Source organism: Streptomyces sp. NPDC048338, assembly GCF_043201055.1.
In the GTDB taxonomy this organism is placed as follows: Bacteria; Actinomycetota; Actinomycetes; order Streptomycetales; family Streptomycetaceae; genus Streptomyces.
Window position 1 is genome coordinate 244,318 of sequence record NZ_JBICYQ010000015.1, and the last position, 20,699, is coordinate 265,016.

The window sequence follows — 20,699 nt, forward strand, 5'->3', positions numbered from 1 at the left end:
TCGGGAGGGATCGGCTTCGGAATTCCGGCCGGAGGGCTCCTCTATGTTGAGCGCACATGCATGGAGGACAGGGGGCGCGAGGTCATGAGCTGGTACGTGCTGGTGGAGACGAACGAGTTCCACAGCGGCGGGGAGACCTGGGACCTGGTGGTCAAGCTCGCCGTCGACGGCGGACGGGACGCAGCCGTCGCCCGGGCGGAGGAAATGAGTCGGACCTACGTGCGAGGCGCCGATCCCGAGAAGTGCGGCCGTCTCGTGTTCCGGACGTCCCCTACGAGCTGGCTCGTGGAGCAGACGTGGTCGGTCTGGTACGAGGGCTCCAGCAGCCCCACCACGCTCGCCAGGCACATGCGCATCTGCGCCGCCGAATTGCTGCTCACCCGGGAGCCGGTCCCCGCCGATCCGCCCAAGAAGGGCTGGCTGCGCAGGTGACCGGCCGCCGGACACCCGAGCCCTTCGCGGTCCGCTCGGGCAACTGGTCCGGCGTCGGCCGGGGCGCTCGGCCGCGACGACGGCCACCGATCTCATCGGGATGACCGGGCGACAGGTCCGTCTTCGGGACGGCTCGGCCTGCCGCCGCCCGACCGGGGCCACCCGCGCTCGGCGGCCGCTCCCGGAGGCATGACGAAAGCGCCCCGCGTCCTTCAGGGACGCGGGGCGCTTCGAAGCGGGGGCGGGTGAGTGGGGCCGGGCAGGGCCTTCTTCGTGGCGGACTACGCGGTGCGGGTGCGGCGGCTCGCCAGGCGTTCCGCGGCGAAGACGTCCTCCAGGCGGAAGAGCTGGGCCCGGCCCGCCTTGCCGGCCGCGCGCAGGTGGCCCAGCTGGACCCACTTGCGGATCGTCGCCGGGGCGACCCCGGCCTCCGAGGCGGCCAGCGGGCCGGGGATCAGGGCCGGCAGGGCGGGGGACGTCAGCACGGGCTCTCCTCCGTCGGGTTCGGGACGGTGTCCACGGCGCTGGTGGTGTCCATCGCCGCCTCGATCTCGTCCGTACGGGCCCCGGACGCCTCGGCCAGCTCGTGCCACTCCGCCTCCGGCCACAGGTGCCGGTACGCGGGATCGTCCTGGCAGCCGCACACCTCGTCCGTGCAGAGGCAGGCCGGGTTCACGCAGAGGACCGCGCGGCGGTCCGTGAACGCCCGCAGCGACACCGAGTCGCACCAGGGGCAGCGACCGGAGACCCGGACGACCGTCTCGGTGTCGCCCAGCGTGCGGGCGCACCGGCGGGCCATTCGGCGCAGTTCGTCCCGGACGTGGCGGGCGAGCACGGGATGGCCGGCCACGGCGTCGAGGAGTCCGGCGACGCGGCGGAGGCGTTCGACGACCCCGGCCCGGCGCGGCCGGGGCAGGCCGAGGCGGGCGCAGACGGCCTCCTCCAGTTCCACGACGCCGTCGGTGATGTCACGGATGGCGTCGGACACGTGGAGCCGGATCGGGGCGGCGCCGTGGCCGGGAACGGAGAGTCCGTGCCGCTGCTGGAGGAGCAGCGCCTCGCGCCGCTCCTCGCGGATGAGCTCGTCGCGGCCCGGGTGCGGCGCGGTGGGTGCGGCCCCGGCGGGGGAGCGGCGTCCGGGGGCCAGCTCCGAGGCGAGCTCGGGAAACTGGCGTACGAGGGCGGCGGTCCAGAGCGCGATGTCCCGGACGACCTGGTCGGCGGCGAGGAGGCGGCTCTCAGTCACGTCCGCCGCCCGGGTGCGCGGCGCTCGCGGCGACGGGGACGGCGGGCGTTCCGGGGCCGGTGGCGCCGCGGGGGCCGGCCGGGGTGTCGCGTACGGCGGCCGGGGCGACCGCGCGGGGCAGATCCACCGTGCCGGTCCGCCGCGCGGTGTCGGCGGAGTGCCGGCCGCGGCGCGCGACGACGGGGCGGCCGTTGCGCCACAGGCGGCCCGCGCAGACGCCGTCGAAGTAGCTCTCCGCGGGCGCCACGGCCGTCTCGCACTCACGGCTGACGGGGCAGGCGGCGCAGGCGCGCAGCGCCGGGGCGGCCTGCTGGGCGCGGCGGGCGAAGACGACGGACGGGGAGAGGCCGACGCACGCGGCGGCGGCCTGCCATGGGGTCGAGTCGGGCAGGAGCAAGGTTCATCTCCACGGTCCGGGCCACCGAGTCCTGGGGCCGGAGGGGCTCCTGGGACTCGTGAGGCCGACGAGTGCGGCGGCGACTCAGAGAGTGACATGTTGCGTGCGAGCGCGCAACAACAAAAGGAAGGATCCTTCACCGTTTCGACACGGTTGCGTGCCCGAAAGCACGTAATTCTGCGCGCGCAAGCACGCTAGAGTGTGGGCCCGGAGGGTGGGGAGTAAGGGAGCGGTACACATGAGCACACAAGGGCTCGACGCATTCGCAGGCTGGGTGGAAAGCCTGATGAGAGAGCGCGGCTACGACATCGACAGCCCGCGTGGCGGAGGCAAGTCCCGGATCGCCGACGAGGCCGGCGTCCACCGCGCCGCCGTGACCCGGCTGCTCCAGCGGCAGAGCATGCCCGACCTGGAGACGATGCGCCGGATCGCCCCCCTGCTCGGGGTCTCCGTCCGCGACATGCTGATCCGGTCCGGCCGGGTCACTCCCGAGGAACTGCCCCTGGCCGAGGACCTGCTGCCGCCCGACGACTGGCAGCCCACCATGGAGGACTTCGCGCGCTGGCTCGGGGTCCCCGACGAGCGGATGGGCGTGTTCGTCAAGGTCGTCAACCAGTTCCTGGAGCCCGGCGAGGAGGACGCGGAGACCCGCACCCCGGGCGAGCCGCGCCGCGCCGTCCGGGACTGACCCTCCCCGCGCCGCCGGGCCCGCACCCGCCCCCGGCCCGCCCGGAAGGGCCCGCCCCGGCGCGCGGTCCGCGGCGGGTCCGCGGGCCCGCCGCGCCGGCCGCGGGCCGGGGGTGCCCGGGATTCGTTCTCCCATGTCGGCCGGGTACCGGTGCGCGTGGGCATTTGTTTTGACCGGAGTCCATGCGGTAGGTACGCTCAGACCTTGTGCCTGGGGTGTGCCTGGGCTTGCGTGCGTGTCCTCAACCGCACAGTGAGTCCGCGAACGGCCACCGCAATCTGCGCCTTTTCCGCCCTGGCGGAAGTCCGCAGCATTCGACACACCCGACCGCGTGGGTCGGCAGTGTTCCAGGTTAGTTTCACCGACGGCACACAGAAACCGGAGAAGTAGTGCCTACGATCCAGCAGCTGGTCCGGAAGGGCCGGCAGGACAAGGTCGAGAAGAACAAGACGCCCGCACTCGAGGGTTCCCCTCAGCGTCGTGGCGTCTGCACGCGTGTGTTCACGACCACCCCGAAGAAGCCGAACTCGGCCCTCCGTAAGGTCGCGCGTGTGCGTCTGACCTCGGGCATCGAGGTCACGGCCTACATCCCGGGTGAGGGTCACAACCTGCAGGAGCACTCCATCGTGCTCGTGCGTGGTGGCCGTGTGAAGGACCTGCCGGGTGTTCGTTACAAGATCATCCGCGGTTCCCTCGACACGCAGGGCGTCAAGAACCGTAAGCAGGCTCGCAGCCGCTACGGCGCCAAGAAGGAGAAGTAAGAATGCCTCGTAAGGGCCCCGCCCCGAAGCGCCCGGTCATCATCGACCCGGTCTACAGCTCTCCTCTTGTCACCTCGCTGATCAACAAGATCCTGCTGGACGGCAAGCGTTCCACCGCCGAGCGCATCGTCTACGGCGCCATGGAAGGCCTCCGCGAGAAGACCGGCAACGACCCGGTCATCACGCTGAAGCGCGCCCTCGAGAACGTGAAGCCGTCCCTCGAGGTCAAGTCCCGCCGTGTCGGTGGCGCCACCTACCAGGTGCCGATCGAGGTCAAGCCCGGTCGCGCCTCCACCCTCGCGCTCCGCTGGCTCGTCGGTTACTCCCGCGCCCGTCGCGAGAAGACCATGACCGAGCGCCTCATGAACGAGCTCCTCGACGCCTCCAACGGCCTCGGTGCTTCGGTCAAGAAGCGTGAGGACACGCACAAGATGGCCGAGTCCAACAAGGCCTTCGCGCACTACCGCTGGTAGTCGCTACCCACATCGAGACCGAGAGAAGATTGAGCCTTATGGCCACCACTTCGCTTGACCTGGCCAAGGTCCGCAACATCGGGATCATGGCCCACATCGACGCGGGCAAGACGACGACCACCGAGCGCATCCTGTTCTACACCGGTGTGTCTTACAAGATCGGTGAAGTCCACGACGGCGCTGCCACGATGGACTGGATGGAGCAGGAGCAGGAGCGCGGCATCACCATCACGTCTGCCGCGACGACCTGTCACTGGCCGCTCGAGGACGTTGATCACACCATCAACATCATCGACACCCCGGGTCACGTCGACTTCACGGTCGAGGTGGAGCGTTCGCTCCGCGTGCTCGACGGTGCCGTCACGGTGTTCGACGGTGTCGCCGGTGTCGAGCCGCAGTCCGAGACCGTCTGGCGTCAGGCGGACCGCTACGGCGTTCCGCGCATCTGCTTCGTCAACAAGCTCGACCGTACGGGCGCCGAGTTCCACCGCTGCGTGGACATGATCGTGGACCGCCTCGGCGCCGTCCCGATCGTCATGCAGCTGCCCATCGGTGCCGAGATGGACTTCCAGGGTGTCGTGGACCTCGTCCGCATGAAGGCCCTGGTCTGGTCCGCGGAAGCGACCAAGGGCGAGATGTACGACGTCGTCGACATCCCCGCCTCGCACGCCGAGGCCGCTGAAGAGTGGCGCGGCAAGCTGGTCGAGACCGTCGCCGAGAACGACGAAGAGATCATGGAGCTCTTCCTCGAGGGCGTCGAGCCCACCGAGGAGCAGCTCTACGCCGCCGTCCGTCGCATCACCATTGCCTCCGGCAAGGGTGGCGGCGAGAAGACGATCACCCCCGTCTTCTGTGGCACCGCGTTCAAGAACAAGGGCGTCCAGCCCCTGCTCGACGCGGTCGTGCGCTACCTCCCCTCCCCCCTGGACGTCGAGGCCATCGAGGGCCACGACGTCAAGGACGCGGAGCTGGTCGTCAAGCGCAAGCCGTCCGACGACGAGCCGCTGTCGGCCCTCGCGTTCAAGATCGCGAGCGACCCGCACCTCGGCAAGCTCACCTTCGTCCGGATCTACTCCGGTCGCCTGGAGGCCGGCACCGCGGTGCTGAACTCCGTCAAGGGCAAGAGGGAGCGCATCGGCAAGATCTACCGCATGCACGCGAACAAGCGTGAGGAGATCGACTCGGTGGGCGCCGGCGACATCGTCGCCGTCATGGGCCTCAAGCAGACCACCACCGGTGAGACGCTGTGCGACGAGAAGAACCCGGTCATCCTGGAGTCCATGGACTTCCCGGCGCCGGTCATTCAGGTCGCCATCGAGCCCAAGTCCAAGGGTGACCAGGAGAAGCTGGGTGTCGCCATCCAGCGTCTCGCGGAGGAGGACCCCTCCTTCCAGGTTCACTCTGACGAGGAGACCGGCCAGACCATCATCGGTGGTATGGGCGAGCTTCACCTCGACATCCTCGTCGACCGTATGCGTCGCGAGTTCAAGGTCGAGGCGAACGTCGGCAAGCCGCAGGTCGCGTACCGCGAGACGATCCGCAAGGCCGTCGAGCGACTGGACTACACCCACAAGAAGCAGACCGGTGGTACCGGTCAGTTCGCCAAGGTGCAGATCGCGATCGAGCCCATCGAGGGCGGCGACGCCTCGTACGAGTTCGTGAACAAGGTCACCGGTGGCCGCATCCCGAAGGAGTACATCCCTTCGGTCGACGCGGGTGCGCAGGAGGCCATGCAGTTCGGCATCCTGGCCGGCTACGAGATGACCGGCGTCCGCGTCATTCTTCTCGACGGTGGCTACCACGAGGTCGACTCCTCCGAGCTCGCGTTCAAGATCGCCGGTTCGCAGGCCTTCAAGGAGGCCGCGCGCAAGGCTTCGCCGGTCATCCTCGAGCCGATGATGTCCGTCGAGGTCACCACGCCCGAGGACTACATGGGCGAGGTCATCGGCGACATCAACTCCCGCCGTGGCCAGATTCAGGCCATGGAGGAGCGCAGCGGCGCTCGCGTCGTGAAGGGCCTCGTGCCCCTCTCGGAGATGTTCGGCTACGTCGGAGACCTCCGCAGCAAGACCTCGGGTCGCGCAAGCTACTCGATGCAGTTCGACTCCTACGCCGAGGTTCCGCGGAACGTCGCCGAGGAGATCATCGCGAAGGCCAAGGGCGAGTAACTCTCCCGAGTTCACGCTTTAGGCTTGACACCAGTCGCCGGGGCTCAGCCCCCGAAGCCCGAGGGAATCGGGCCCCGGCGAGTGGCATCCCAGCAAAGATCACCTGGCGCCGATGAAGCAAGGCGTACAGAACCACTCCACAGGAGGACCCAGTGGCGAAGGCGAAGTTCGAGCGGACTAAGCCGCACGTCAACATCGGCACCATCGGTCACATTGACCACGGTAAGACGACCCTCACGGCCGCCATTACCAAGGTGCTGCACGACGCGTACCCGGACCTGAACGAGGCCTCGGCCTTCGACCAGATCGACAAGGCTCCCGAGGAGCGCCAGCGCGGTATCACGATCTCGATCGCGCACGTCGAGTACCAGACCGAGTCGCGTCACTACGCCCACGTCGACTGCCCCGGTCACGCGGACTACATCAAGAACATGATCACGGGTGCCGCGCAGATGGACGGCGCCATCCTCGTGGTCGCCGCCACCGACGGCCCGATGCCGCAGACCAAGGAGCACGTGCTCCTGGCCCGCCAGGTCGGCGTTCCGTACATCGTCGTCGCCCTGAACAAGGCCGACATGGTGGACGACGAGGAGATCCTGGAGCTCGTCGAGCTCGAGGTCCGTGAGCTCCTCTCCGAGTACGAGTTCCCGGGCGACGACCTGCCGGTCGTCAAGGTCTCGGCGCTCAAGGCGCTCGAGGGCGACAAGGAGTGGGGCCAGTCGGTCCTGAACCTGATGGCCGCCGTCGACGAGGCGATCCCGCAGCCCGAGCGTGACGTCGACAAGCCGTTCCTGATGCCGATCGAGGACGTCTTCACGATCACCGGTCGTGGCACCGTCGTCACCGGTCGTATCGAGCGTGGTGTCCTCAAGGTCAACGAGACCGTCGACATCGTCGGTATCAAGACCGAGAAGGTCACCACCACGGTCACCGGCATCGAGATGTTCCGCAAGCTGCTCGACGAGGGCCAGGCCGGTGAGAACGTCGGTCTGCTCCTCCGTGGCATCAAGCGCGAGGACGTCGAGCGCGGCCAGGTCATCATCAAGCCGGGTTCGGTCACGCCGCACACGAGCTTCGAGGCCCAGGCCTACATCCTGTCGAAGGACGAGGGTGGCCGTCACACCCCCTTCTTCAACAACTACCGCCCGCAGTTCTACTTCCGTACCACGGACGTGACCGGCGTCGTGACCCTCCCCGAGGGCACCGAGATGGTCATGCCGGGCGACAACACCTCCATGACCGTCGAGCTGATCCAGCCCGTCGCCATGGAGGAGGGCCTCAAGTTCGCCATCCGTGAGGGTGGCCGGACCGTGGGCGCCGGCCAGGTCGTCAAGATCAACAAGTAATTGTCGATCGTCTGACCTGCGCCGCTCCTGACGGAGCGTCATCAGAGGGCCCCCGGCCCGCCGTTCGCGGCGGGACGGGGGCCCTCGTCTGTTCCGGTGATCTTGTGTGACAGTTGTGACCCCAGTGGCGCCCGTGACAGTAGCTGCCAGTAGCATCCATCCGGTTGGCTGTGTCATGTCCATCAAGGGGTGGAGACAACTTGAGATCGGGACGTCGAGCACGACGTACGACGACGGCGACGCGGGTGCGTCGTACTGCGCTGGGGACCGCCGTGGGCGTCCTCGCGGTCCTGGGCTTCCAGGCCGCGGCGAACGGTGCCGTGTTCGGCACCGGGGACGACGGGGCGAAGGCTGCGACGCCGGGGGTGTACAGCAGCAAGGCCGCACACGGCGGCAAGGGCAGGAGCGAGCTGCACAAGCTCGCGCTGACCGACAAGGGCAAGGGCGAAGCCGTCCTCACGCAGCGGACCACCGAGCCGTTCGGTCTGCTCGGCGTCACCTGGACGGACCCTGACGAGAAGGTCAAGGGCACGATCGAGGCGCGCACCCGCAGCATCGAGACCGGCGAGTGGTCCGACTGGGTCGAGCTGGAGCCGCACCCGGCCGGCATGGACGGCCGGCGTGCCGGTGCCCCCGGCTCCACCGAGCCGGTGTGGGTCGGTGCCTCCGACGGTGCCGAGGTGCGCGTCAGCGACGGCGCAGCGGCCGGTGTGCTGCCCGCGGGTCTCAAGCTCAACATGATCGACCCGGGCGGCGCGGGCTCCGCGGCCAAGGACAGCGGCGAGCTGAACGCCGAGCCGGCGGCCTTCGCGGCCGTCGACCCGCCGACCACCCCGCCGAGCGTGCCCGGTCCGGCCTCGACCGCTCCGAAGCCCGCGATCGTCACCCGCGCCCAGTGGGGCGGGCAGGCGATCGAGGACAAGACGCCCGAGCCGGCCCAGTACCTCATCGGCGGCAAGATCAAGGCGATCTTCGTCCACCACACGACGAGCGCCGCGTACGAGTGCTCGGCCTCGGCCAGTGTCGTCCGCAGCATCCTCGACTACCACGTGGACGTCGAGGAGTGGCGCGACATCGGCTACAACTTCCTCGTCGACAAGTGCGGCACGATCTTCGAGGGCCGCAAGGGCGGCATCGACCAGCCCGTCCTGGGCGCGCACACCTACGGCTGGAACTCCGAGTCGACGAGTGTCGCGGTTCTCGGTGACTACACGAACCAGGCCGCGTCGAGCGCCGCGCTGGTCTCCGCCTCGCGCGTGGCCGCGTACAAGCTAGGCCAGTACGGCGTCGACCCCAACGGCACCGCGCAGCTGACCGCGGGCGTCACCCAGACGAACTTCTTCGGGCAGACGTTCACCCTGAACCAGGTGTACCCCTTCGCGGCGATCTCGGGTCACCGCAACGGCTTCAACACCCAGTGCCCCGGCAACATGCTCTACCCGCAGCTGCCGACCATCCGCTCCTACGCCACCGGCTCCGTCGCCGGCCTGAAGGTCGACTCGCTCGGCGGCGGGGCGACCAGGGCCGGCACCGGCTACGAGACGCCCGGTCCGGTCACGGTGAACTGGTCCACCAGCACCGCGAACTCGCTGATCAACAAGTTCGAGGTCCTCGTCGACGGCCAGGTCGTCGCGACCCCGGGCCCCGGTGCCCGCAGCGCCGCCACGACGGTGACCGGCTACGGCGCCCACACCGTGGCCGTCCGTGCCACGCACACCTCCGGCAAGGTGTCGACCTCGGCCTCGGTCGCCGTGACCGTCCCGGGCCCGAAGACCTTCAAGCCGGTCACGCCCACGCGGCTGATGGACACCCGCTCCGGCTTCGGCGTGCCGAAGGCCAAGGTCGGCGCCGGCGGTGAGGTGGTCCTCCAGGTCACCGGCGCCAACGGCGTCCCGGCTTCCGGCGTCGGCGCGGTCGTCCTCAACGTGACCGCGACGAACGCGACGGCGACCAGCTTCGTCTCCGCGTACCCCAACGGCACCGACCGCACGGCGGCCTCGAACCTGAACTTCACGGCCGGCAAGACGATCCCGAACCTGGTGGTCGTCCCGGTGGTGGACGGCAAGGTCCGCTTCTACAACCACGCCGGCACGGTCGACCTGCTCGCCGACATCACGGGCTACTACGTCAAGGACACCAGCGGCTCCACGCACACCAACCTCGGTCCGCTGCGTCTGATGGACACCCGCGACGGCACCGGTGTGGCCAAGGGCAAGGTCGGCGCCTCCGGCGTGGTCGACCTCCAGGTCACGGGCGCCAACGGCGTCCCGGCCAGCGGTGTCACGGCCGTCGTCCTCAATGTGACGGCGACCGCTCCGACGGCGACCAGCTTCGTGTCGGTCTACCCGAGCGGCACGACCCGGTCGAGCGCCTCGAACCTGAACTTCACCGCGGGCCAGACGATCCCGAACCTGGTGGTCGTCCCGGTCGGCGCGAACGGCAAGGTCAGCTTCTACAACCGCGCCGGCACGGTCGACCTGCTCGCCGACGTCACGGGGTACTTCACCTCCGACACGGCGGGGGCGTCCCACGTCAACCTCGGTCCGCTGCGGCTGATGGACACCCGCTCCGGCCTCGGTGTCCCGAAGGCCAAGGTCGGCGCGAGCGGCACCGTGACGCTCCAGGTGACGGGCGCCAACGGCGTCCCGGCCAGCGGTGTCACGGCCGTCGTCCTCAATGTGACGGCGACCGCTCCGACGGCGACCAGCTTCGTGTCGGTCTACCCGAGCGGCACGACCCGGTCGAGCGCCTCCAACCTGAACTTCACCGCCGGTCTGACGATCCCGAACCTGGTCGTCGTCCCCGTCGGTGCGGACGGCAAGGTGACGTTCTACAACCGGGCCGGCACGGTCGACCTGCTCGCCGACATCACCGGCTACTACGTCAAGTGACCTGATCCCAGGCCACGTCGGGGCCCGTCTCCCCTCAGGGGAGGCGGGCCTCCGTCGTTCCCGCCGGCCGCCACAGCCACGGGTGCGCGTCCGCGCCCAGACCGACGGCCGTCGTGCCCCACAGCGTCGCGTTCCCGACCGGCGCGACGCCCTGCGTACGGACGTGCAGCCGCCCGCCGTGCCGCAGTTGCATCCGCCCGCGCAGGTCGCGGCCGAGGAACGTCGGGCCCGGGGCGACGGCGACCGCGCCGTACCCCTCGAACTCCGGGTCGGAGCCGGCCGTCGACAGCAGCCGCCCGGCGGCGGGGCCGCGGTGGAACACCTCGATGCCTTCCGCGCCCGGGACCGGCAGCGCGGCCACCGGATCCGCCGCGAGCGGCAACGGGTCGCCCGGCAGGCCGTCGACCCACTGACGGACGGCCGTGCGGCCGGCCGCGAGGACCCGTACGCGCCCGGCGGCGTCCACCAGTGCGGTGAGGCCGTCCTGCACCTCCTCGTCACCGGGAAGGGTCCGCCACGGGCCCCAGCCGCCGGTGTCCCGCACCCGCGTCGACACCCCCCGGTCCGCGTCGCGCACGAACAGGTGCACCCGGCCGTCGGGAGCCGTCACGGCCACCGGCACCCCGATCCGGCGCCCGCGGTCGTCGCCGCGCTCCGGCCCTCCGAGCCCGCGCCAGGCGAGGAACGGACCGTCGGGGGAGCGCTGTTCCAGGAGGACGACCTCCCGCCGGTTCGGGCCGCCGTGCCCGCCGAGGGCGGCGAACCGCAGGCCGAAGAGGAGGACCCGGCCGTCGGCGAGCGCCGTCGATCCGAGCACGGGTGCCAGCGGGCCGCCGCCGAGGTCCTCCGGCGCCCCCCACTGCCCGGTGCCCCGCCCGGTCTCCCGCCAGCGGACCGCGCGCAGCCCGAGCACCCCGTACGCGTCGAGCCGGCCGTCGGGCCGTTCGGCCACGGCCGGGCCCGCCCCGGGGTAGCGGTGGTGGGTCGACCGGACCCAGCCCTTCTTGTTGGTGAGGGGCCGGTCGCCGCCGACGCCGTAGTCGCCGCAGCCGGAGGGGTTGCCGCACTCCCAGTCGGGATCGCCGCCGTACGGGACGAGATGCCCGGCCTTCTCCTTCAGGACCTGCGGCGGGAGGTTCTTGGGCCAGTGGCGGTTGTAGTAGCCGCGGAAGGCCGTCACGGCGAACGCCGGCACGGCCCCGCCCTCCGCGGGCGGCCGGCCGGTCCCCTCCGCGACCCAGCGGATCAGCGCGGCCCAGGAGAAACAGGCCGTCGCGGTGTGGTCGCCGTGGTCGGAGTAGCCCGGCTGCTCGCTGTCCCGCCTGCGGGTCGCCTCGTCGCTGTGCTGGATGTCCGGGTCCGGGTCCAGGGTGTGCACGATCGTCGGCCGGTACCGCTCCAGGAGGCCGACGAGCACGTCGGTCAGCCCCTCGTGGTCGTAGGTCTCCGAGCGGTCGACGGGGGAGTCCGCCGAGAGCCGGGTCCGCAGTTCCAGGGCGCGGTCGTGCCACAGGGCGGGCAGGGCCATGTACCGGCGCGGGGTGTGCATGGGCAGGTTCAGGAAGACCAGTTCCACGCGGCGGCCGCGATGGGTGAGTGTGTCGATCTCGGCGCGCCGGCCGCCCCGGAGGGTGACGACGTCCTTCCGCCAGGGCGCGAACCGGTCGAGACCCAGCAGCGTGGCGTAGGCCTGCCGCAGGCCCTGGTGGCGCGCGGAGGAGTAGGCGGCCTTGTCGTCCGGGCGGCTCGGCATTCCGGCGATCCGGTTCCGGCCGGTGTGCTCGCCCGCGGTGACGTACACGGAGGCCAGCGGGACACCGGCGTCGAGCAGGCGCTGGGTGTCGGGGTTCATGAAGTACAGGTCGTCGTCCGGGTGCGCGGCGATCTGCAGCAGCTGTGCGCGCCGCGAGGCGGAGATCGGCATCCCGGGCGCGGGGTCCGCGATCGGTCCGGTCCGGCGGGGCGCGGGGATGGAGCAGCCGGCGAGCGCCGGGGTCACCAGGGCGGCGCCCCCGAGGGCTGCGGCGACGACGCTGCGGCGGCGGGCCCCGGGGCGGGGGAGGGCGGGAACCGGCACGGGTCCGGCGTCTCTGGCGTCCACGTGTGTCGTTCCCCCGCGCTGCGTGCTGGTCCCTGGAAGCGGCGGAGGTCCTGGCCGGAGCCGGAATCCGCGCCCTGTCAGACGGATTTTCGACCATCGGGGTTGCGTTCCCGTCCGCGGGGCTCAGTCGGCCGTCCGGTGCAGCTCTCCGCTGCCCAGCCGGACCGTCGCCCGGACACGCATCGGGCCGTCGGCGCGGCGCGAGAGGACCACCAGCTCGGCCACCCGGGCCGTCATCGGCACGAGCAGCGCCTCGGACGCGGACGTCAGCGCGTGCGGGTCGCGGGTGCGGCCGAGGGACAGGTGAGGCGTGTAGCCCCGGGAGTCGTCGCCGCACAGGGGGAAGCGGGCCTCCAGGGCGCGCCGCAGCAGCGCCCACGGCTCCTCGCCCGCCGCCGCCGGGTCGAGCCAGACCGTGGCGTCCTCCCGGTGCCCGAACCAGTGCACGCCCTCCAGCCGGGCCGTGAACGGCACCGCCTCGGCCGCCGCGGCGGACAGCAGCGGCGCGGCCCGGGCGAAGTCGGACTCGGGGACGAAGCCGAAGACGACGTTGACGTGCGGGGGCCAGCGGTGGATCTGGCGGTCGTGCGCGCGCCGTATGTGCTGGATCGGCGGCCAGAGCCGGTGCGGCGGGATCCACGCCAGTGCGGTGCGGGGTGTCGGCGGCACCGCCAGGACGGCCGCACCGGACGCGGTCGCGCCCGCCGGACGTGACCTGTCCGTGGCGCTCGGCCCCCGGACCCTCCCGGCGACCGACTCGTCGATCCGGTCCACGCCCGAGGCCCGGTCCCAGACGAGCTCGCCGTCCGCCTCGAAGAACAGCACCCGGTGCCAGGGGATCTCCCCGCCGGGCACGAAGTCGGGCAGGGCCGTCCGCTGCGGCGCGGCGCCGCGCTCGGCGATCCCCATCACGAAGCGCTCCGGGTCGAAGCGGGGATCCCACAGCACCCGGTGGTAGATCTCGTCGCTCGTGCGCATGCGCCCGGCACCTGCCGCGTCCGACGTCGGTCCCGCGGGGGAGAGGCCGACGCCTCCCGCCGTGCGGGTTCCCTTCCATCATGGCCCCGTGGCGAGGGCCCGCATCACGACCCGGTCAACACCTCTGACCTGCAGCTTCGGCCCTCGGACCGCTGTGACATCCTCCGTCCGCAACGGAGTGCGAGGGGTGGGGATCGTGAAGGACGAGGGACGGTCGGTGTCCGACGAGGAATGGGCCGCGCTGGTCGAGGCGGCGCAGCGCGACGGGGTGGGGGGCACGGCTCCGCCGAGGCCCCGGAGGTGGCGGATCCGGAAGGGGCGGCCGGGGGCACGCCGGCCGGACAGCCGAAGGGCTGGCGCACCGGGCCGGCGTGGCAGGAGATGAACGGCCGGGCCGCCCGCAGACGCCGGATCAAGGCGGTCCTCGGCATGGCGTTGGTGGTGCTGCTGGCACTGGTCGCCGTACGGCCCCAGCTGCTGACCGACCGGTTGCCCGACGAGCTCACGGCCGCGCTGCCGGACGGTCTGAGGGGCGGGGACAGCACTCCGCTCGCCGCCGAGACGGAGCGTCCGACGGCGGCGCCCTCCCGCGAGGTGCTCCCTGACACGCCCACGCTGAAGGAGCCCTTCAAGGGCTCCCCGGCACTGCGCTGGGCCGACGGCGCCGCCGGCATCGAGCTGCCCCGGGCGAAGGCGACGAACGGGCTGTCCGAGGCGCGGATCGCCGCCGCCCTGAAGAAGGTGAAGGCCTTCCTGGTCGCAGCCAACATCGATCCCGCCACGGTCCGCGGTGACAGGCCGGCGGCGGCGCTGGCACTCCTGGACCCCCAGGGGAAGGAACTGCGCGACGCGATGACGCGGGCCGTGGAGCGGCCCACGGAGAAGGACGACCCGCTCGCGCTGTTCAGCCGCTTCGACCCTCAGCGGGTGCGCCCGGTCGGCGACGTCGTCAAGACCCGGGGGCGGATGACCGTCCGGAAGGGGAAGCGCGCCGGCGAGGTGGAGATCGTCGCCGACTACACCTTCGTCTACCCCGTCGTGAAGACCCGGCCGGGCTTCGACGAGGTGGCGCGGACGATCGTGCGCCGCCAGGTCACCTTCGGCGTGTTCGACCCCACCAGGTACCGGGTGACCGAGGGCCGCGTGATGGTGGTCGGCTACGACATGAGCTTCGGCAACGACTCCTGCGAGGAGAAGGAGGACGGCTTCCTCCATCCGGCGTTCACCGAGGACCTGGCGGCCTCGCCGCAGGGGTCCGGACCGGCCGTCGACCCGTACGACCGCAGCAAGGACCTGCGCCCGGACCGGCAGCGGGGCGGGTGCGGCACGGTCACCCGTACCTGACCGGCGCGGCCCGCGCGGTGACCTCCCGCGCGGGCCGGGCCCGGGGCGCGGACGCGGCCCGGGAGGTGCGAGGGAGTCACAGGGGGGCGGATATGGCCCTGCGTGTACCGCGACGTGACGTGGGGTACAGTCTTCCGCCCCGATTGGCGGCCGGATGGCCCCGTATGGCAGACTGTCGGGGTTGCTCGGTTGAGTGCCGATGCTGCGCGCCTCCCGTCGGGAGGACCGGAAGCGAGTCCCACAGTACTCGTCGACCCCTCGGGTCGGACGTACGGGAATCTTCTGGGAAGCGTCAGCGGGGTGCCGGCCAGGCACTCGGTGGGTGTTCTGCCCCCGGCTCGCGGTTCTGGTACCGCGCCCCCTTGGTTGGGAGATCTTCACGGATCTCTGCGTAGAGGGAGTGCGACACGCCCGACCGCGTGGGTCGGAGGCGGAGGACTGGAGAACCCCCGAGTTCCAGAGCGTTACGAGAGACAGGACTACTGAGTAGCCATGGCGGGACAGAAGATCCGCATCCGGCTCAAGGCCTACGACCACGAGGTCATCGACTCCTCGGCGAAGAAGATCGTCGAGACGGTGACCCGCACTGGTGCGTCGGTCGCAGGCCCGGTGCCGCTGCCCACTGAGAAGAACGTGTACTGCGTCATCAAGTCGCCGCACAAGTACAAGGACTCGCGCGAGCACTTCGAGATGCGCACGCACAAGCGCCTCATCGACATCCTCGACCCCACGCCGAAGACGGTTGACTCGCTCATGCGTCTCGACCTGCCGGCGGGCGTCGACATCGAGATCAAGCTCTGAGGTGACGCGCGAGATGGCAAAGAACATTAAGGGCGTCCTGGGCGAGAAGCTCGGCATGACCCAGGTCTGGGACGAGAACAACCGGGTTGTCCCGGTCACCGTCGTCAAGGCTGGGCCCTGCGTCGTCACCCAGGTCCGCACCAACGACATCGACGGCTACGAGTCGGTCCAGATCGCCTTCGGCGAGATCGACCCTCGCAAGGTGAACAAGCCCCTCAAGGGCCACTTCGCCAAGGCCGACGTCACCCCGCGCCGCCACCTGGTGGAGCTGCGTACCGCTGACGCCAGCGAGTACACGCTCGGCCAGGAGATCACCGCCGCCGTGTTCGAGTCGGGCGTCAAGGTTGACGTCACCGGCAAGAGCAAGGGCAAGGGCTTCGCCGGTGTCATGAAGCGTCACAACTTCAAGGGCCTCGGCGCCGGTCACGGCACCCAGCGCAAGCACCGCTCCCCCGGTTCCATCGGTGGCTGCGCCACCCCGGGCCGTGTGTTCAAGGGCCTCCGCATGGCGGGCCGTATGGGCAACGAGCGGGTCACCACCCAGAACCTGACCGTCCACGCCGTTGACGCGGAGAAGGGTCTGCTGCTCATCAAGGGCGCGGTCCCCGGTCCGAACGGTGGCCTCGTCCTGGTCCGTACTGCGGCCAAGGGGGTTTGAGGAACCGATGAGCACCATTGACATCCTTTCGCCGGCAGGCGACAAGGCCGGGACCGTCGAGCTCCCCGCGGAGATCTTCGGCGCCAAGATCAGCATCCCGCTGATCCACCAGGTCGTCGTCGCGCAGCTGGCCGCGGCCCGTCAGGGCACGCACAAGACCAAGACCCGTGGCGAAGTCCGCGGTGGTGGCAAGAAGCCTTACCGCCAGAAGGGCACCGGCCGCGCCCGTCAGGGTTCGACCCGTGCGCCGCAGTTCGCCGGCGGTGGCGTCGTGCACGGCCCCGTGCCGCGTGACTACTCGCAGCGGACCCCGAAGAAGATGAAGGCCGCCGCCCTGCGCGGTGCCCTCTCGGACCGGGCGAACCACTCCCGTATCCACGTCGTCACCGGCGTGGTCGAGGGCGAGGTCTCCACCAAGGCCGCCAAGACGCTGTTCGGCAAGATCTCGGAGCGCAAGAACCTGCTCCTGGTCGTCGACCGCGCCGACGAGGCCGCGTGGCTGTCCGCCCGCAACCTGCCCCAGGTTCACATCCTGGAGCCGGGCCAGCTCAACACGTACGACGTGATCGTCTCCGACGACGTGGTCTTCACCAAGGCCGCCTTCGAGTCCTTCGTGTCTGGCCCCCAGACCGCTGAGACCGAAGGGAGCGACGCCTGATGACTGAGGCCGTCGTCACCAGCAAGACCTTCTCGGACCCGCGCGACGTTCTCGTCAAGCCGGTTGTCTCGGAGAAGAGCTACGCCCTGCTGGACGAGAACAAGTACACGTTCATCGTCGCGCCTGGCTCCAACAAGACCCAGATCAAGCAGGCCGTCGAGGCGGTCTTCTCGGTCAAGGTCACCGGGGTCAACACGATCAACCGCCAGGGCAAGCGCAAGCGCACCAAGGCCGGTTTCGGCAAGCGCAAGGACACCAAGCGCGCCATCGTGACCCTCGCCGAGGGCGACCGTATCGACATCTTCGGCGGTCCGACCGCCTAAGGGCGGTCTGGATCGTCCGGAATCGGACGAGGACTGAGAAATGGGTATCCGCAAGTACAAGCCGACGACCCCGGGCCGTCGTGGCTCCAGCGTCGCCGACTTTGTCGAGATCACGCGGTCCACGCCGGAGAAGTCGCTGGTCCGCCCCCTGCACAGCAAGGGCGGCCGTAACAACACCGGTCGTGTGACCGTCCGTCACCAGGGCGGTGGCCACAAGCGCGCCTACCGTCTGATCGACTTCCGTCGTCATGACAAGGACGGCGTGCCGGCGAAGGTCGCTCACATCGAGTACGACCCCAACCGCACCGCGCGCATCGCGCTGCTCCACTACGTGGACGGCGAGAAGCGCTACATCATCGCGCCGAAGGGTCTCTCGCAGGGCGACCGCGTGGAGAACGGCCCCGGCGCCGACATCAAGCCGGGCAACAACCTGGCGCTGCGCAACATCCCGGTCGGTACCACGATCCACGCGATCGAGCTCCGTCCCGGTGGCGGCGCCAAGTTCGCCCGCTCCGCCGGTGCCTCCGTGCAGCTGCTCGCGAAGGAGGGCCAGATGGCCCACCTCCGCATGCCTTCCGGTGAGATCCGCCTGGTCGACGTGCGCTGCCGCGCCACCGTCGGCGAGGTCGGCAACGCCGAGCAGAGCAACATCAACTGGGGTAAGGCCGGCCGTAAGCGCTGGCTGGGCGTTCGCCCGACCGTCCGCGGTGTGGCGATGAACCCGGTTGACCACCCGCACGGTGGTGGTGAGGGCAAGACCTCCGGTGGTCGCCACCCGGTCTCCCCGTGGGGTCAGAAGGAGGGTCGTACTCGCTCGCCGAAGAAGGCATCGAGCAAGTACATCGTCCGCCGCCGCAAGACGAACAAGAAGCGCTAGGAGCGGGTTTAGATGCCGCGCAGTCTCAAGAAGGGACCCTTCGTCGACGGACACCTCGTAAAGAAGGTGGACGCTCAGAACGAAGCCGGTACCAAGAACGTCATCAAGACCTGGTCCCGTCGCTCGATGATCATCCCGGCCATGCTCGGCCACACGATCGCGGTGCACAACGGCAAGACCCACATTCCGGTGTTCGTCACCGAGTCGATGGTCGGCCACAAGCTCGGCGAGTTCTCGCCGACGCGCACCTTCCGGGGTCACGTGAAGGACGACCGGAAGTCGAAGCGCCGCTAGTAGCGGGGTGGAATGACCATGACAGACATCGGAAGGACAACCATGGAAGCCAGGGCCCAGGCGCGGTACATCCGCGTCACGCCCATGAAGGCCCGCCGCGTGGTGGACCTTATCCGTGGCATGGACGCCACGGAGGCTCAGGCGGTCCTGCGTTTCGCCCCGCAGGCCGCGAGCGTGCCGGTTGGCAAGGTGCTGGACAGCGCCATCGCCAACGCTGCACACAACTACGACCACACGGACGCCTCTTCGCTGGTCATCAGCGAGGCGTACGTGGATGAGGGCCCGACCCTGAAGCGGTTCCGTCCGCGTGCGCAGGGCCGTGCCTACCGGATCCGTAAGCGGACCAGCCACATCACCGTGGTCGTCAGCAGCAAGGAAGGAACCCGGTAATGGGCCAGAAGGTTAACCCGCATGGGTTCCGGCTCGGCATCACCACGGACTTCAAGTCCCGTTGGTACGCCGACAAGCTGTACAAGGACTACGTCAAGGAAGACGTCGCCATCCGTCGGATGATGACGTCCGGCATGGAGCGCGCCGGCATCTCGAAGGTTGAGATCGAGCGCACCCGTGACCGCGTGCGGGTGGACATCCACACCGCGCGTCCCGGCATCGTCATCGGCCGCCGTGGCGCCGAGGCCGACCGCATCCGCGGCGACCTCGAGAAGCTCACGGGCAAGCAGGTCCAGCTGAACATCCTCGAGGTCAAGAACCCCGAGATGGACGCTCAGCTGGTCGCCCAGGCCGTTGCCGAGCAGCTCTCCTCCCGCGTCTCCTTCCGTCGCGCCATGCGTAAGAGCATGCAGGGCACGATGAAGGCCGGCGCCAAGGGCATCAAGATCCAGTGCGGCGGTCGTCTCGGCGGCGCCGAGATGTCCCGCTCGGAGTTCTACCGCGAGGGCCGTGTGCCCCTGCACACGCTCCGCGCGAACGTCGACTACGGCTTCTTCGAGGCCAAGACGACCTTCGGCCGCATCGGTGTGAAGGTCTGGATCTACAAGGGCGATGTCAAGAACATCGCCGAGGTCCGCGCCGAGAACGCTGCGGCCCGTGCGGGTAACCGCCCGGCCCGTGGTGCAGGCGCTGGCGACCGTCCCGCCGGCCGTGGTGGCCGTGGTGGCGAGCGTGGCGGCCGCGGCCGCAAGCCGCAGCAGCAGTCCGCGCCGGCTGCCGAGGCCCCCAAGGCCGACGCTCCCGCCGCCGCTGCCGCTCCGGCTGAGAGCACCGGAACGGAGGCCTGACCGAAATGCTGATCCCCCGTAGGGTCAAGCACCGTAAGCAGCACCACCCGAAGCGCAGCGGTATGTCCAAGGGTGGTACGCAGGTCGCGTTCGGCGAGTACGGCATTCAGGCCCTCACTCCGGCGTACGTGACCAACCGCCAGATCGAGGCGGCCCGTATCGCGATGACCCGCCACATCAAGCGTGGCGGCAAGGTCTGGATCAACATCTACCCGGACCGCCCCCTCACGAAGAAGCCCGCCGAGACCCGCATGGGTTCCGGTAAGGGTTCGCCCGAGTGGTGGATCGCGAACGTCAAGCCCGGTCGGGTCATGTTCGAGCTGTCCTACCCGAACGAGAAGATCGCGCGCGAGGCCCTGACCCGTGCGGCTCACAAGCTGCCGATGAAGTGCAAGATCGTTAAGCGCGAAGCAGGTGAGCTGTGATGACTGCCGGTACCAAGGCGTCCGAGCTGCGCGAGCTGGGCAACGAGGAGCTTCTCAACAAGCTCCGCGAGGCCAAGGAAGAGCTGTTCAACCTCCGCTTCCAGGCGGCGACGGGCCAGCTCGAGAACCACGGTCGGCTCAAGTCCGTCCGTAAGGACATCGCCCGGATCTACACCCTGATGCGCGAGCGTGAGCTGGGCATCGAGACGGTGGAGAACGCCTGATGAGCGAGAACAACGTGACTGAGAAGACCGAGCGCAACGCCCGCAAGGTCCGTGAGGGCCTCGTCGTCAGCGACAAGATGGACAAGACCGTCGTCGTCGCTGTCGAGGACCGCGTCAAGCACGCGCTGTACGGCAAGGTGATCCGCCGTACCAACAAGCTCAAGGCTCACGACGAGCAGAACGCTGCCGGCGTCGGCGACCGCGTCCTCCTGATGGAGACGCGCAAGCTGTCCGCCTCGAAGCACTGGCGCGTCGTCGAGATCCTCGAGAAGGCCAAGTAATTACTCGAGGGGTTTCCCTCGGGTCAGTTCCGCCAGGCTCGGCCGGGGCTTCCTCTGAAGCCCCGGCCGGGAACCGGCAGACAATCAGGAGATAG

Annotated in this window: 24 protein-coding genes; 19 read left to right on the top strand and 5 right to left on the bottom strand. The window is 69.9% G+C overall.

What is annotated here, in order from left to right; genetic code table 11:
• Nucleotides 1–60: 60 nt before the first annotated feature.
• Nucleotides 61–432, top strand: coding sequence for a hypothetical protein (locus ACGFZF_RS31510; protein WP_393559729.1), 372 nt, complete (start codon nt 61–63; stop codon nt 430–432).
• 281 nt (nt 433–713) lie between these two features.
• On the opposite strand, the gene ACGFZF_RS31515 is transcribed toward ACGFZF_RS31510, so the two are convergent.
• The 3 genes from ACGFZF_RS31515 to ACGFZF_RS31525 are packed head-to-tail and all read right to left on the bottom strand — an operon-like array spanning nt 714 to nt 2,075.
• Nucleotides 714–917, bottom strand: coding sequence for a hypothetical protein (locus tag ACGFZF_RS31515; protein ID WP_356776077.1), 204 nt, complete (start codon nt 915–917; stop codon nt 714–716).
• Nucleotides 911–1,678 (bottom strand): hypothetical protein, encoded by a 768-nt coding sequence (locus ACGFZF_RS31520; protein WP_393559731.1) that lies wholly within the window; start codon nt 1,676–1,678, stop codon nt 911–913. Before ACGFZF_RS31520 ends, ACGFZF_RS31515 begins: the two co-directional genes overlap by 7 nt.
• A complete protein-coding gene (locus ACGFZF_RS31525; protein ID WP_393559733.1) occupies nt 1,671–2,075 on the bottom strand; it encodes a WhiB family transcriptional regulator in 405 nt (134 codons plus the stop codon). Before ACGFZF_RS31525 ends, ACGFZF_RS31520 begins: the two co-directional genes overlap by 8 nt.
• Before the next feature lie 238 nt (nt 2,076–2,313).
• Here ACGFZF_RS31525 and ACGFZF_RS31530 point away from each other — a divergent pair, with 238 nt between their 5' ends.
• The 6 genes from ACGFZF_RS31530 (at nt 2,314) to ACGFZF_RS31555 (ending at nt 10,402) form a co-directional block, all read left to right on the top strand.
• Entirely contained in the window at nt 2,314–2,763 is a 450-nt protein-coding gene (locus ACGFZF_RS31530) for a helix-turn-helix domain-containing protein (protein WP_393559734.1), read from the top strand.
• A 389-nt stretch (nt 2,764–3,152) separates the two neighbouring features.
• Nucleotides 3,153–3,524: a 30S ribosomal protein S12 gene (rpsL, locus tag ACGFZF_RS31535; RefSeq protein WP_003948652.1), complete on the top strand. Its 372-nt coding sequence runs from the start codon at nt 3,153–3,155 to the stop codon at nt 3,522–3,524.
• A 2-nt stretch (nt 3,525–3,526) separates the two neighbouring features.
• The gene (rpsG, locus tag ACGFZF_RS31540) at nt 3,527–3,997 is read left to right on the top strand and encodes a 30S ribosomal protein S7 (RefSeq protein WP_003966970.1); all 471 of its coding nucleotides are present in this window, start codon (nt 3,527–3,529) and stop codon (nt 3,995–3,997) included.
• Between the two features lie 38 nt (nt 3,998–4,035).
• Nucleotides 4,036–6,165, top strand: coding sequence for an elongation factor G (fusA, locus tag ACGFZF_RS31545; protein WP_393559736.1), 2,130 nt, complete (start codon nt 4,036–4,038; stop codon nt 6,163–6,165).
• Nucleotides 6,166–6,317: 152 nt separating this feature from the next.
• Nucleotides 6,318–7,511 (top strand): elongation factor Tu, encoded by a 1,194-nt coding sequence (gene tuf / locus ACGFZF_RS31550; protein WP_147980746.1) that lies wholly within the window; start codon nt 6,318–6,320, stop codon nt 7,509–7,511.
• Nucleotides 7,512–7,756: 245 nt separating this feature from the next.
• On the top strand, nt 7,757–10,402 hold the full coding sequence (locus ACGFZF_RS31555; protein WP_393559739.1) for an N-acetylmuramoyl-L-alanine amidase: 2,646 nt from the start codon (nt 7,757–7,759) through the stop codon (nt 10,400–10,402).
• A gap of 34 nt (nt 10,403–10,436) precedes the next feature.
• Here the strand turns inward: ACGFZF_RS31555 and ACGFZF_RS31560 are convergent, their stop codons facing one another.
• Both ACGFZF_RS31560 and ACGFZF_RS31565 read right to left on the bottom strand, forming a co-directional pair.
• Nucleotides 10,437–12,503 carry a PIG-L family deacetylase gene (locus ACGFZF_RS31560; protein WP_393559741.1) on the bottom strand — a complete coding sequence of 689 codons (2,067 nt, stop codon included), beginning with the start codon at nt 12,501–12,503 and terminating at the stop codon, nt 10,437–10,439.
• 123 nt (nt 12,504–12,626) lie between these two features.
• Entirely contained in the window at nt 12,627–13,481 is an 855-nt protein-coding gene (locus tag ACGFZF_RS31565) for an RNA repair domain-containing protein (protein ID WP_393559742.1), read from the bottom strand.
• 300 nt (nt 13,482–13,781) lie between these two features.
• Here ACGFZF_RS31565 and ACGFZF_RS31570 point away from each other — a divergent pair, with 300 nt between their 5' ends.
• The 12 genes from ACGFZF_RS31570 (at nt 13,782) to rpsQ (ending at nt 20,604) form a co-directional block, all read left to right on the top strand.
• Entirely contained in the window at nt 13,782–14,825 is a 1,044-nt protein-coding gene (locus ACGFZF_RS31570; protein WP_393559744.1) for a hypothetical protein, read from the top strand.
• Nucleotides 14,826–15,317: 492 nt separating this feature from the next.
• A complete protein-coding gene (gene rpsJ, locus ACGFZF_RS31575; protein ID WP_003948644.1) occupies nt 15,318–15,626 on the top strand; it encodes a 30S ribosomal protein S10 in 309 nt (102 codons plus the stop codon).
• A 13-nt stretch (nt 15,627–15,639) separates the two neighbouring features.
• On the top strand, nt 15,640–16,284 hold the full coding sequence (gene rplC, locus ACGFZF_RS31580; RefSeq protein WP_147980750.1) for a 50S ribosomal protein L3: 645 nt from the start codon (nt 15,640–15,642) through the stop codon (nt 16,282–16,284).
• Between the two features lie 7 nt (nt 16,285–16,291).
• Nucleotides 16,292–16,942 (top strand): 50S ribosomal protein L4, encoded by a 651-nt coding sequence (rplD, locus tag ACGFZF_RS31585; protein WP_147980751.1) that lies wholly within the window; start codon nt 16,292–16,294, stop codon nt 16,940–16,942.
• Nucleotides 16,942–17,265 (top strand): 50S ribosomal protein L23, encoded by a 324-nt coding sequence (gene rplW / locus ACGFZF_RS31590; RefSeq protein WP_147980752.1) that lies wholly within the window; start codon nt 16,942–16,944, stop codon nt 17,263–17,265. The genes rplD and rplW overlap by 1 nt, the downstream gene beginning before the upstream one ends.
• A 40-nt stretch (nt 17,266–17,305) precedes the next feature.
• Nucleotides 17,306–18,142 carry a 50S ribosomal protein L2 gene (rplB, locus tag ACGFZF_RS31595; RefSeq protein WP_147980753.1) on the top strand — a complete coding sequence of 279 codons (837 nt, stop codon included), beginning with the start codon at nt 17,306–17,308 and terminating at the stop codon, nt 18,140–18,142.
• A 12-nt stretch (nt 18,143–18,154) separates the two neighbouring features.
• On the top strand, nt 18,155–18,436 hold the full coding sequence (rpsS, locus tag ACGFZF_RS31600; RefSeq protein ID WP_015035577.1) for a 30S ribosomal protein S19: 282 nt from the start codon (nt 18,155–18,157) through the stop codon (nt 18,434–18,436).
• A 42-nt stretch (nt 18,437–18,478) separates the two neighbouring features.
• The gene (gene rplV, locus ACGFZF_RS31605) at nt 18,479–18,826 is read left to right on the top strand and encodes a 50S ribosomal protein L22 (protein ID WP_004571827.1); all 348 of its coding nucleotides are present in this window, start codon (nt 18,479–18,481) and stop codon (nt 18,824–18,826) included.
• Complete coding sequence (rpsC, locus tag ACGFZF_RS31610; RefSeq protein ID WP_017239578.1) at nt 18,826–19,674, top strand: 30S ribosomal protein S3; 849 nt, start codon at nt 18,826–18,828, stop codon at nt 19,672–19,674. The genes rplV and rpsC overlap by 1 nt, the downstream gene beginning before the upstream one ends.
• Nucleotides 19,675–19,679: 5 nt before the next feature.
• Nucleotides 19,680–20,099 (top strand): 50S ribosomal protein L16, encoded by a 420-nt coding sequence (gene rplP / locus ACGFZF_RS31615; RefSeq protein WP_015035580.1) that lies wholly within the window; start codon nt 19,680–19,682, stop codon nt 20,097–20,099.
• Nucleotides 20,099–20,323 carry a 50S ribosomal protein L29 gene (rpmC, locus tag ACGFZF_RS31620; protein WP_147980754.1) on the top strand — a complete coding sequence of 75 codons (225 nt, stop codon included), beginning with the start codon at nt 20,099–20,101 and terminating at the stop codon, nt 20,321–20,323. Before rplP ends, rpmC begins: the two co-directional genes overlap by 1 nt.
• Nucleotides 20,323–20,604, top strand: a complete 282-nt coding sequence (gene rpsQ / locus ACGFZF_RS31625) for a 30S ribosomal protein S17 (RefSeq protein ID WP_147980755.1) — start codon at nt 20,323–20,325, stop codon at nt 20,602–20,604. Before rpmC ends, rpsQ begins: the two co-directional genes overlap by 1 nt.
• The last annotated feature ends 95 nt before the right edge of the window (nt 20,605–20,699 follow it).

Coding starts and splice junctions, on each gene's coding strand:
- ACGFZF_RS31510 (WP_393559729.1), top strand. CDS start 61: ATGGAGGACAGGGGGCGCGAGGTCATGAGCTGGTACGTGCTGGTGGAG.
- ACGFZF_RS31530 (WP_393559734.1), top strand. CDS start 2,314: ATGAGCACACAAGGGCTCGACGCATTCGCAGGCTGGGTGGAAAGCCTG.
- rpsG (WP_003966970.1), top strand. CDS start 3,527: ATGCCTCGTAAGGGCCCCGCCCCGAAGCGCCCGGTCATCATCGACCCG.
- fusA (WP_393559736.1), top strand. CDS start 4,036: ATGGCCACCACTTCGCTTGACCTGGCCAAGGTCCGCAACATCGGGATC.
- ACGFZF_RS31565 (WP_393559742.1), bottom strand. CDS start 13,481: ATGCGCACGAGCGACGAGATCTACCACCGGGTGCTGTGGGATCCCCGC.
- rpsJ (WP_003948644.1), top strand. CDS start 15,318: ATGGCGGGACAGAAGATCCGCATCCGGCTCAAGGCCTACGACCACGAG.
- rplC (WP_147980750.1), top strand. CDS start 15,640: ATGGCAAAGAACATTAAGGGCGTCCTGGGCGAGAAGCTCGGCATGACC.
- rplD (WP_147980751.1), top strand. CDS start 16,292: ATGAGCACCATTGACATCCTTTCGCCGGCAGGCGACAAGGCCGGGACC.
- rplW (WP_147980752.1), top strand. CDS start 16,942: ATGACTGAGGCCGTCGTCACCAGCAAGACCTTCTCGGACCCGCGCGAC.
- rplB (WP_147980753.1), top strand. CDS start 17,306: ATGGGTATCCGCAAGTACAAGCCGACGACCCCGGGCCGTCGTGGCTCC.
- rpsS (WP_015035577.1), top strand. CDS start 18,155: ATGCCGCGCAGTCTCAAGAAGGGACCCTTCGTCGACGGACACCTCGTA.
- rplV (WP_004571827.1), top strand. CDS start 18,479: ATGGAAGCCAGGGCCCAGGCGCGGTACATCCGCGTCACGCCCATGAAG.
- rpsC (WP_017239578.1), top strand. CDS start 18,826: ATGGGCCAGAAGGTTAACCCGCATGGGTTCCGGCTCGGCATCACCACG.
- rplP (WP_015035580.1), top strand. CDS start 19,680: ATGCTGATCCCCCGTAGGGTCAAGCACCGTAAGCAGCACCACCCGAAG.
- rpmC (WP_147980754.1), top strand. CDS start 20,099: ATGACTGCCGGTACCAAGGCGTCCGAGCTGCGCGAGCTGGGCAACGAG.
- rpsQ (WP_147980755.1), top strand. CDS start 20,323: ATGAGCGAGAACAACGTGACTGAGAAGACCGAGCGCAACGCCCGCAAG.